Raw genomic sequence first — 10,979 nt, 5'->3', positions numbered from 1 at the left:
AGCCAAGAGCAACTTCTCCTAATTGAAGGAGCAATCTTCCATGAAACTACTCGGTAAAAGCCTCGACACAACCGCTCATTCTGTCTCTAGTCCGATCGCAATTTGTCGTCAACTTGAAACAGGTTATCCTCGTCCGCAACTTCAGCGATCGCAGTGGATAAATCTCAATGGCTCCTGGAAATTCTCCTTCAACGATCAAGGAAATTGGAAACGCCCAAGTGACATTTCGGAATGGACTCACACGATCGAAGTTCCCTTTGCTCCCGAATCTGAGCGAAGCGGCATCGGTGATACTAACTTTCATCCCTATTGTTGGTATGAAAGAGAATTTGAAGTTCCGATCGATCATCAAAGAGTCTTGCTCCACTTTGGCGCAGTTGACTATGAAGCTTCTGTTTGGGTGAATGATCACTTTATTGGCGGTCATGAAGGCGGACATACCCCATTTAGCTTTGACATCACCGATTTTCTCAAACCAGGAACAACTCAACGCGTGACCGTCTTAGCACAAGACGACCCACATGATCTCGCTAAACCTAGAGGAAAACAAGATTGGCTTCCAGAGCCTCATAGCATTTGGTATCCTCGCACAACTGGAATTTGGCAAACTGTGTGGGCTGAGTGCGTACCGGAAACTTACATCTCGAAAATTCGCTGGACACCCCATTTTGAGCGCTGGGAAATCGGATTTGAAGCATCAATGGCAGGTGCAAAATGCGATGACCTGTATATCAAAGTTCGTCTGAGTGTGGACGATCGGCTTCTCGTCAACGATATGTATGAGGTTGTAGATGAGGACATCAATCGCCGGATTGCGCTTTCTGATCCTGGCATTGATGACTATCGCAATGCACTGTTATGGAGTCCTGAAAAGCCGACGCTGATCAATGCTCAGATCCAGCTTTGGCATGGGGGTTTTTTGATTGATGAAGTGAAATCCTACACAGCAATGCGGACTGCGAGTATTCAGCGCGATCGCTTTATGCTCAATGGTCATCCTTATTATCTGCGGCTCGTTTTGGATCAAGGATATTGGACAGATACCTTGATGACTCCTCCGTCTGATGAAGCCTTGCGCCTAGACATTGAACTCACAAAGCGAATGGGCTTTAACGGCGTTCGTAAGCACCAAAAGATTGAAGACCCTCGATTCTTGTATTGGGCAGATGTCATGGGACTTTTAGTCTGGGAAGAAATGCCAAGTGCTTATCGATTTACGCGCAAAGCGATCGAACGCATTACACGAGAATGGGAAGAAGTGCTCGATCGGGACAGTAGCCATCCCTGTATTATTGCTTGGGTGCCCTTTAATGAATCTTGGGGAGTTCCCAACCTTGCCGAAACAGCAGCGCAACGGCACTATGTGCAAGCACTTTACTATCTGACAAAAACGCTTGACCCGACTCGTCCTGTGATCGGTAACGATGGCTGGGAAAGTACCACGACAGACATTCTGGCAATTCATGACTATGATAGTCAGCCTGATCGTCTTGCAAAACGCTATGGTTCTGAAGTAAAACTTTCGGATCTGTTTGAGAGCCAGCGTCCTGGTGGTCGAATCCTTACCCTAGACGGCTATCCTCATCAAGGACAACCCATTATGCTGACTGAGTTTGGAGGCGTTGCCTACACTCGCCCGACTGATACGCAAGCAGATAAAGCCTGGGGCTACGATCGTTCCTCAGATGTGTGCGACCTACAACTGCGGTATCACAAGCTTCTGAACGTGGTAAACCGCGTCGAAATGTTTAGCGGATTCTGTTATACCCAGTTGACCGACACCTTCCAGGAAGCAAATGGCTTGCTTTATGCCGATCGCACTCCTAAATTTGAGATCGCAGCGATCGCTTCTGCAACGCTCGGGCACGAAACACTGACAGAAATTTCAGAATGTGCAGTACAACCCCAATGCAGTGGTGCTTGGCAAAGCTAAAACACAGCATTCTGAATGACATGAACGCTCCCACGCTGATAACGGCTCACGTTCCGGCAAAGGGGCGTTTTTTCACATCAATGCTGTGACCGTGGTGTTAGACAAGCACTCAAGCATGTTGACTTACCCTAAAACCTTGCATCTGCCATAAGGCTCACTTCATAGATGCTATTCTTTGTGCTTATCCGCCTCAAATTCCATTCCAAAGCAGAACTGATTCGCAGTCAACTGTTCTGCTTAGAAAATACTTTGTGACAAAGCTTAGTATACAGGGAACCTTTTTCTTGATTTAGGAAATTTGACTAGCGGTAGAGAGCATGCTGCATTGATGTCAATATCATCAGGATGCACACTTATCTCAAGTCTTTTTAGTTTAACGCAGTGAAGTGACTATCTCGTTGATAGAAAGTTCTTGCAGTCTATTTGCTATTTCAGAAATAGTAATTTTCTCAAAAGCTGATTGGCTTCACTGAGTTTCTTTGCAAGTAATACTTTTACACCTAAATATAGGTTCTACCTTCAGAAATGTTATGATAAGCCACATTTCGCCGGATGCTTTGTCTGCGTGTACTAGCGCAGAGTCTCAAAGCTCAGAAGTAGCATTTAACAAGAATGTTGCCGACCTTTGGAACCAATCCCCCTCTTACAATCGCAAAGCTTTAAATACAGGAATTGTCCACTTTGGACCAGGTCGTTTCTTCAGAGCACATCTCGCCCGTATCATTCATGAGCATCTTTCTAATCAATGTCAAGACCTAAGATGGGGCATCTGTGGAGTGAGTCTCAAAAGCCGAAGCGCGATCGCAACCTTGCAGTCGCAGAACTTTCTGTATACCTCAACTGATCGATATAGCGGCGATGAAATCCATGAGTCGGCAAGGGTCATTGGCTCAATCAATCAGATTGTCGATGGGATAACAGAGCAAGACTATGTGCTGGCGTTAATGACTTCACCTTCTCTGCATCTTGTTACGCTGACGGTGACTCAAGCAGGGTACTGTCTCGACCAAAATTTCAACCTCGATCTGAGTCACGAATCGATCGTGCATGATCTGAACCATCCTGATCGTCCGACTACTGCAATTGGGTTTATCGTTGAAGCGCTTCGTCGTCGTCGAGAGCGTGATATAGCACCGTTTACTACCCTATCCTGCGACAACTTGCCTAGAAATGGAACTATCTTGCAGCGTGCTGTATTGACTTATGCAGATCAAATTGATCCTGCATTCGCTGACTATCTTATCAATCAGGCAGCATTTCCAAATACTGTAGTAGACCGAATTGTGCCCCAAAAGCATGAGTCGGATGATCAGCATCCCTACAGACTCCTACAAGTTCGCGATCGCGCTCCCATTGTTACAGAACCATTCTGGCAATTTGTAGTCGAAGATAAGTTTACGAGCGATCGCCCCTTGTGGGAAGAAACCGGAGTAACGATGACAGACGATATTACTCCGTTCTTATACATGAAATCGAGATTTCTGAATGCAGTTCACTCTTTTATTGCTTGTCTAGCAGTGAGAGCCGGAGTTGAGTACGTCCATCAATGTCTCAAATCGCCAGAATTTTACTCGTTTATTCGGCTCTTGATGGAGGATATTGCTGCTGCCACTCCGGTTCCTGACTATATGTGTGAGCAGTACATCGAGCAGGTATTACGTAGACTGAGTAATGAAGCACTACCTGATTTAATTGCGCGAATTTCAGCAGAAACCGCTCGAAAATTAGGCAAATATATTCTTCCGATTCTACAAGATGCTCATGCTCAAAAGCTGAATTTAGAGCATCTAATGCTCCCGATCGCCGCATGGATGCTTGCTCTACAAGACGGCATCAGCGAAACGGGCACAGCTTTTCATGCAAATGATAAAGCAGATGTCATCATCATGGCTCAAGCAGGTGCAGCATTGAGCCAAATCCTCGGTCTAGAGAAATGCGAATGTACTGACACTTTAGATCGATACTGCGATCGCGCATTGCGAGAGATTCGGACTCGTGGACTATCAGCGACACTTAGATATTACAGTGAGGAGCCTATTTAGAATGAAATTATTCCAGCCGCATAAAGTTGTTCTGTTTGATCATGATGGAACGATTGTTGATAGTGAAATTATCGCGCTCAAAAGCGCATGGAAGCTCACTGCTGAAGTTGCTTGCGAATTTCCCGGCGCACAGTTTTATGATCTACCTGAATTTATTAAAAACTTTGCAGGAAAGCCCTATCAAGAGATTCTGGCGCAGATTTATAAAGACTCGCCTATGGCTCTGACTGAAGCTGATATTCAGCATCTTGTATTAGAAGAAGAGAATCGTGCGATCGATCACCTCAGTCTCGAGGCACAAGCAACCGCAGGAACGTCAGATGTATTGTCTGAATTGATCAGGCAGGAAGTCGAATTCGCACTAGTCAGTAATAGTAGCCTGCGACGGCTTAGAGCTTGCCTAGTTGCTGCTCAGTTGAGCGATTATTTCACGAGTGAACATTCCGCAGAGGGAAACTGCCGAATCTTTAGCGCAAACGACTCTCTTCCGGTTCGACGACCTAAACCCTTACCAGATATTTATCTCCATGCTGCCAGATGCTTAGGTGCAGATATCACAAGCTGTGTTGCAGTTGAGGATTCAATGAGCGGAGTGAAGTCAGCGATCGCTGCTGGAATTCCTATCGTTATCGGCTATGTGGGCGGAACTCATATCACGGAGAATGAGCGCAGCGATCGAGTATCTGCACTACAAGCAGCAGGTGTTCAGCATGTAATCGAAGACATGCGCAATTTGATTCAATTACTATAAATCAGTCGTAAGAATGAGTTGTTGATAGTCACTCTTTCTTACTTTTTAGGCATATGCTCAAATTCGCTCAACCCATTAAATAAAACTATGAACATAGTTGGTAGAGTAAAACTTCCCAAGTCTTCGGATATTTCCGATCTATATATTCGATGTAATGAAGCAGCATCGCTCGATGTTCAGGAAAATAGTAAACGAACCGTCTTACAGCAGGGAGGAGTTGTCTCTTCAAGCTCTTATTTTAATTCGTTTTATGAAAATTACTATGTCAAATATACCTCGCTTAATTCTATCTACTATCTTCTGAAACTCGAAGGTGACTTTAGAGTTGCGATTTATAGAGAAGTACAGAGCGGTGAAAGAGAGACAATTTTAGAAGAGAAGATTGAGCAATGCCAACTCTCAAAACCTGTTAAGCTTGCACCGATCAATCTAGTTCAGACTGAGAAAGCTGGCAGAATTTACCTTGAAATTACTTGTCTGAGTACTCAGGGCATCTTTGCAGCAGGTTGGATTGCAACAGATCAACCCAAAGAAAGAGAAGTATCACTCGGAATTGTCATCTGCACCTTCAAGAAAGAGAACTATGTTCGAGAAACATTAACAAGTCTCTTACAAGACGAACTTCTGCAAGATAAGAGCTTTAAAGTGTTTGTTTCTGACAATGGCAGAACGCTGGATCATAATGAGTTTAACGATCCGAGAGTCAAGCTCTTTCCTAACAAAAATGCTGGTGGTAGTGGTGGATTTACCAGAGGCATCATGGAAGCTTTAGCAGAAAAGAGTTCCTCTCATCTTCTATTGATGGATGATGATATTGAGTTAGAAAGCGAAAGCATTTGCAGGCTGTTCGCAGTGCATGAGTATGCAAAGACTGAGTTCATCATTGCAGGCGGTCTACTTGATCTTAATAACAAACAAGTCTTGTACGAAGCAGGAGCAACCTACAACGAAGATCCAGCAACAAAGGGTGCATTTGGCTCGTTAACCGCTCTCAATTATAGAATTGACTTAAGCCAAAATGCATCGCTCAATCAATTGCTCGTTGAAGAAGATGCAGATTATGGTGGCTTTTGGTTTTGCTCATTCTCTCGGCAACTTGTCGAAAAACTCAACCTGCCGTTGCCACTCTTTATCAAACTGGATGATGTTGAATTTTGCCTCAGAGCGAAAATGACATTAGGCATTCCAATCGCGACATTTCCTTCGATGGCAGTTTGGCATATTCCTGCCTCTGCTAAGAACTTAAACTGGGAAACTTACTATTATTTCCGCAATGATCTCATTACATACGCTGTGCATTTCTCGCCAAGCTATGAGCATACTGTCAGTAACTTGACGCAAGAAATTGCACTTTCTTTGTTAATGCCAGACTTCGATCGCGCTCAAATGCTCATCAAAGCCTTTGACGACTATCTAAAAGGTCCAGACTGGATTATGAGCATCGATCCAGAAGTCGTACATCCTAGCACGCTCAAACTCAGCCGCAGTTACGAAAATCAGCAAAATGTTGATTTATTGACCAATGTTCAGCTTATGGCGCAGTGGTCTAGCATTGTGGATAAGGGCAGGACAGAATGGTCGATCGCAAGTAAAAACTGGAAAAATGCTGCACAAGAGCTGATGTCTCATACTTTTTGGCAGAAATATCTAGGGTTGAAAGAACCCACACTTTCAAGCTCAATTCGCCACTCGCTTTAGATTCCAGTGATAGAGATCGGCTGAATGATGTTGATATTGTTTGAAATCCACATAATCAGCCGATGCAACCACTCTTTAAACACGCGCAGTTTACTCTAGATATTGACTCAGGAACTTCGCTAATTCTGAGCAACTTTACTTTATGGCTAGTACTCAAATTGTGGCTGTGTATCCCTCAGTCGATAGCTCTCAGCATTTCATTTTGGGATTCTGACGGTTGCGGAGTTTCCCAGCGATCGAGAATCACTGCATTTGACACATTACCGATGATATTCATCACCGTTTTGAATCCATCCGTTAACCGATCAACGCCTGCCACGATCGCAATTCCCTGTAACGGTAAACCTGCTGCGCTCAGAACAGTTGTCATCATAATAATTCCAGCGCCTGGAACTCCTGGGGTACTAAAAGAAACCAAAAAAGTACTGAGTGAGATCGCTAAAACTAAAGATGTGGTCAGTGGAATATCGTACATTTGAGCAATGAACACAGCATTGAATCCTTGCAGAATGGCAGAGCCATCGCGTTTTAAGGCTGTCCCTAACGGAATTGCGAAACTTGCGATGTCTTCGCGCAATCCATACTCTTCCTGAACGTCTTTGAGTAAGATCGGGAGCGCTGCGTTAGAACTGGCTGTTCCAAATGCTAAAGATAGCGCAGGAACTAGACTTTGTAGTAATTTGATCGGTTTTGCTTTGAGAAAAAAGAGGATCAATAGATAAAAGCCCACCATCAGCAGACTACCAACGAGGAGAAAGAACACATAATTAAAGAGCTTAAGAATCAGTTGCAATCCCTCTGTCGCAATCACCGAGCTAATCAAAGCAAACACACCGATCGGGGCGACGTACAAAATGAGAGAGAGAACTTTCTCAAAAATTGCATAACAGCTCTCAACAAAGCTGACGAAACTCGCTGCCTTTTCTCCAACAAGCTGAATCGCTACGCCGATCAATGCTGATGAAAAAATCACCTGAAGCAAATTTCCATTGCTCAACGCTTCGATCGGATTCGTCGGGATCAAACTGACCAGCCAATCAATCAGCGACTGAGATTGTGCGATCGCTTCCATATCGATTGTTCCAGACCCGGATACGCCAACTCCAGGACGGATCACCACTGCCAGCACCAATCCCACAACGACGGCAACTCCGCTTGTTAAGCAGTAACTCAAAATCAGCTTGACGGCATAGCGTCCAACCTGAGCCGCATTTTGAATCCGAGTCAGTCCCAAAATTAGTGAAGAAAACACGATCGGGACAACCACGAATTGGATCAATCGTAAAAAAGAAGTCCCCACGGGTGTGAGCAAATACTGATCGAGTGGAGCGATCGCACTCGGAAAGAAATCATGTAACACTGACCCAAATCCAATCCCAATTCCCATCGCCACGAGGATGAGCGTTGATAAACTCATAGCTGACATCAAGTAAAAACTGCCCTCAATCTATCATCGTCGATTGCCCCAAACTGCTTGACGCGCAACTTTCACAGTTTTATGTCACATTACAAGATGTAAAGATTGCGCGATCCCGATGGAATTAAAAGTTCTCCCAAAACAGGCAATTCTTGCCAAAACCTTTCACTGGATCAATGTTGTCAGTTTATTCATCATGCTGACCAGTGGAATCCAGATCTACAATGCCAATCCTGTGTTTGGAGGACGGCAAGGTATGACCATTCCGCCCATTTTTGCATTAGGGGGATGGCTGGCAGGTGGGCGAGATTGGCACTTTGCAGGCATGTGGCTTTTCTCACTCAATTTAGTTTGGTATGGGATTTACGTACTTGTGACCCGGCGATGGCGGCATCGATTTGTGGGCACAAACGATATTCAAGCCCTGCAAACTGGAAAGAATCCCAAACGCAAAGCGTATGCGTGGCATCGACTCGTTTATACGTCGATCGTGCCGATTCTCCTGCTCGCCATTCTCAGCGGGATTGGTATGTATAAACCCGCTCAATTTCCTTGGATTGTCGAGATGTTTGGCGACTGGCAAGCGTTGCGAGTGGTGCATTTCCTAAGTGTGCCAACGGTGATTGGATTTGCGATCGTTCATTCTCTCCTCGTGCTGAAAGTCGGCGGCAGTCGCCTGATCGATTCAATGTTCTGGTAAACCTCATGCAAAATTTTTCGCGACGTGACTTTCTCAAAATCGCTGGCATTTCAAGTTCAGGGTTAATTCTCGGGGGGTGTGGAGTCCCTATCTTTGCAGATGTCGTTGGAGCCGTTTCAGAACCTTTCAATCAAAAATTTGAAGAACTGCTATTCAAGCCCCAAACTCCAGTACCAGAATTCGCAGCGAATCAGATTGAACCGGCTCAATTGATCGTCAACACCTTTGGATTCACCCCACAAATCGATCCTGCTCGCTTCCGTCTGATCATTGATGGCGAAGTCAATCAACCGATGTCACTTAGCCTAGAAGACATTTACAAATTACCCTTGACCTCAATGATCATTCGTCACGTATGTGTCGAGGGTTGGGCAGCGATCGTGCAATGGGGCGGAGTCAGACTGCGCGATTTAATCCAACTCGCACAGCCTAAACCCGGTGTGCAATATGTCTATTTTCAATCTGCCGATCGCTATTTAGAAAGTTGGGATCTGCGATCGTGTTTGCATCCTCAAACACTGATGGCTTATCAAAAGAACGGTCAACCCTTACCGATCGAAAATGGCGCACCTCTCCGCCTCGCCTCCCCGATCAAATTAGGCTACAAACAAAGCAAATGGGTGACTCGCATTACGCTCGTCAGCCAGCTCGGTCGCTCAAAAGGCTACTGGGAAGATCAAGGCTACGAATGGTTTGCAGGATTATAAAGTCTTACATTCAATGCTCATGTTTCATCTGTGCTCAGCCTTCAAAACCAGTACAATTTGTGGGCTGAGCAGAGCCGAAATCCGATCATCGCAGTCTATTTAATTCAGCCTTTTTGAATCAGGTTCTCTCAAATATTTAAGACTTACCCTTCTTCTGATCCTCGATAAATCGGCAGTAGCACATTAAACGTCGATCCATCTCCTACCCGGCTCTTTACCGAGATAGAACCTCCGCAATGCAGCAACAATTTTTGAACGATCGTTAAACCCAATCCAGCCCCGCCCATATCTTCATCCACCGCTTGCCGCACCCGATAAAAGCGATCGAAAATCTTCGGAATCTCTCCAGCCGCAATGCCAATGCCCGTATCGCGAAACTCAAGCTGCACATAATCACCCTGCTGCTTCGCTCTCACCCAGACCTGTCCCCCTCGCGGTGTGAACTTGATTCCGTTGTGCAACAGATTAATCACAATCTGCTTCAACCAAGTCGGAAAGCACGAAATTGCAGGCAAATTCTCTGGAATCGTATAGGCTAACCGCACCCCTTTCTCTTCTGCCAGTGGTTGATATGTACTCACGACTCCCGGCACAATATCCCCCAAACTTAACGCCTGAACCGTGGTTTGCTCTGCCATCTGATCTAAGCTCACGAGATCGAGCAAACTTGTAATCAGTGAACTTTGGCGATCGCATTCTCTCGCCAACAAATCCATATAGCGCTGCTTTTGAGGCGGCTTTAGACTCGGCGAATTTAGCAACGTCAATGCCGTTTTCATATTGGTCAATGGCGTGCGTAACTCCTGCCCTACATTATGCAGAAACTCATCTTTCAACCGAATTGTACTCAGTAATTCCTCATTCTGAAGCTGAAGCAAATTCGCCATTTCAGCTTGTTTGCGATGGGTACTTGCCCGCTGCCATAATTCCTCTTGTCGCTGAATATGCTTTGTTAACAATTGATTGACGAGCATCGGATCGAACGTCTCCCACTCTGGCAACGTCGCACTCCTAGGCATAAGAGGCTGTAAACTTGCGATCGCTTCGCGCACGACGATCGGATCAACGACCAAAAATGCCATCAAAGACTGCTTCTTCTCAGTGCCGTCTTCATCCACTTGAACCAGCGTATCCCCTTCCCGTAAAACCGGGGCAAGTCTTGCCCGATGCCCCACTAACAAACCACAAAACTGTTTCGACCAGATCAGCAAAAAATATTCTCGTCTTAACGGACTCTCCGGCGATACTAAAACTGTTGAGGGCTGGTTTGTCCCCGTCCGCTCAAGCCCTGCGAATGCCTGTTTTAAGTCAGCATCGGGATTGTCGTCTCGCTGATTCTTAAAGCAGTGAATTTGTTGATCCGCCCCTGCTCGCTCCAAATAGCGATCAAACTCTGTTTGCCACGCATCTCCCTTCGGTAACTTTACCCATACCGAAGCTGTATCATTCTGCTCAACCAGTAGATCGAGGAGGCTACTCATCAATGCCTTAAATGTCACCGGGCTAACTTGCATCGCAAACGGCGCTGAAGTCGAACCTGCGACCAGTTCATATAAAGAAATCTCAGAAGCCAAAACTGATGTCATAGAAAGTTATCAAGGGAAATGGGGAACAAAAAGCAGAATCGTGCAATCTGAATGTTCTTCTATATCTATCCGCAATTCAAGAAAATAGATAAGAAATTTTGAATAATCTTCAGATATATAGAAAAAAAAGCCGGAAATTACGGAG

Annotated in this window: 8 protein-coding genes; 6 read left to right on the top strand and 2 right to left on the bottom strand. The window is 45.3% G+C overall.

What is annotated here, in order from left to right; translation table 11 throughout:
- The first annotated feature begins 40 nt into the window (after positions 1-40).
- From LEPBO_RS0100640 to LEPBO_RS0100625, 4 genes are all read left to right on the top strand, one after another.
- On the top strand, positions 41-1,933 hold the full coding sequence (locus tag LEPBO_RS0100640) for a glycoside hydrolase family 2 protein (RefSeq protein WP_017285588.1): 1,893 nt from the start codon (positions 41-43) through the stop codon (positions 1,931-1,933).
- Between the two features lie 530 nt (positions 1,934-2,463).
- Positions 2,464-3,975, top strand: a complete 1,512-nt coding sequence (locus LEPBO_RS0100635) for a mannitol dehydrogenase family protein (RefSeq protein ID WP_017285587.1) — start codon at positions 2,464-2,466, stop codon at positions 3,973-3,975.
- Between the two features lies 1 nt (position 3,976).
- Entirely contained in the window at positions 3,977-4,726 is a 750-nt protein-coding gene (locus tag LEPBO_RS0100630) for an HAD family hydrolase (RefSeq protein WP_017285586.1), read from the top strand.
- A gap of 87 nt (positions 4,727-4,813) precedes the next feature.
- On the top strand, positions 4,814-6,424 hold the full coding sequence (locus tag LEPBO_RS0100625; protein ID WP_017285585.1) for a glycosyltransferase family 2 protein: 1,611 nt from the start codon (positions 4,814-4,816) through the stop codon (positions 6,422-6,424).
- A 175-nt stretch (positions 6,425-6,599) separates the two neighbouring features.
- Here the strand turns inward: LEPBO_RS0100625 and LEPBO_RS0100620 are convergent, their stop codons facing one another.
- Positions 6,600-7,841 carry a dicarboxylate/amino acid:cation symporter gene (locus tag LEPBO_RS0100620; RefSeq protein ID WP_026148321.1) on the bottom strand — a complete coding sequence of 414 codons (1,242 nt, stop codon included), beginning with the start codon at positions 7,839-7,841 and terminating at the stop codon, positions 6,600-6,602.
- Positions 7,842-7,959: 118 nt separating this feature from the next.
- On the opposite strand from LEPBO_RS0100620, the gene LEPBO_RS0100615 reads away from it, so the two are divergent.
- Together LEPBO_RS0100615 and LEPBO_RS0100610 are read left to right on the top strand one after the other, a co-directional pair.
- Positions 7,960-8,541 carry a cytochrome b/b6 domain-containing protein gene (locus tag LEPBO_RS0100615; RefSeq protein WP_017285583.1) on the top strand — a complete coding sequence of 194 codons (582 nt, stop codon included), beginning with the start codon at positions 7,960-7,962 and terminating at the stop codon, positions 8,539-8,541.
- A gap of 5 nt (positions 8,542-8,546) precedes the next feature.
- The gene (locus LEPBO_RS0100610) at positions 8,547-9,248 is read left to right on the top strand and encodes a molybdopterin-dependent oxidoreductase (protein ID WP_017285582.1); all 702 of its coding nucleotides are present in this window, start codon (positions 8,547-8,549) and stop codon (positions 9,246-9,248) included.
- Between the two features lie 143 nt (positions 9,249-9,391).
- Here LEPBO_RS0100610 and LEPBO_RS0100605 read toward each other — a convergent pair whose 3' ends face one another.
- The gene (locus tag LEPBO_RS0100605; RefSeq protein ID WP_017285581.1) at positions 9,392-10,834 is read right to left on the bottom strand and encodes an ATP-binding protein; all 1,443 of its coding nucleotides are present in this window, start codon (positions 10,832-10,834) and stop codon (positions 9,392-9,394) included.
- Between the last annotated feature and the right edge of the window lie 145 nt (positions 10,835-10,979).

This window comes from Leptolyngbya boryana PCC 6306, assembly GCF_000353285.1.
GTDB classification, from domain to species: domain Bacteria; phylum Cyanobacteriota; class Cyanobacteriia; order Leptolyngbyales; family Leptolyngbyaceae; genus Leptolyngbya; species Leptolyngbya boryana.
This window is presented reverse-complemented; position numbering and strand designations above follow the sequence as displayed.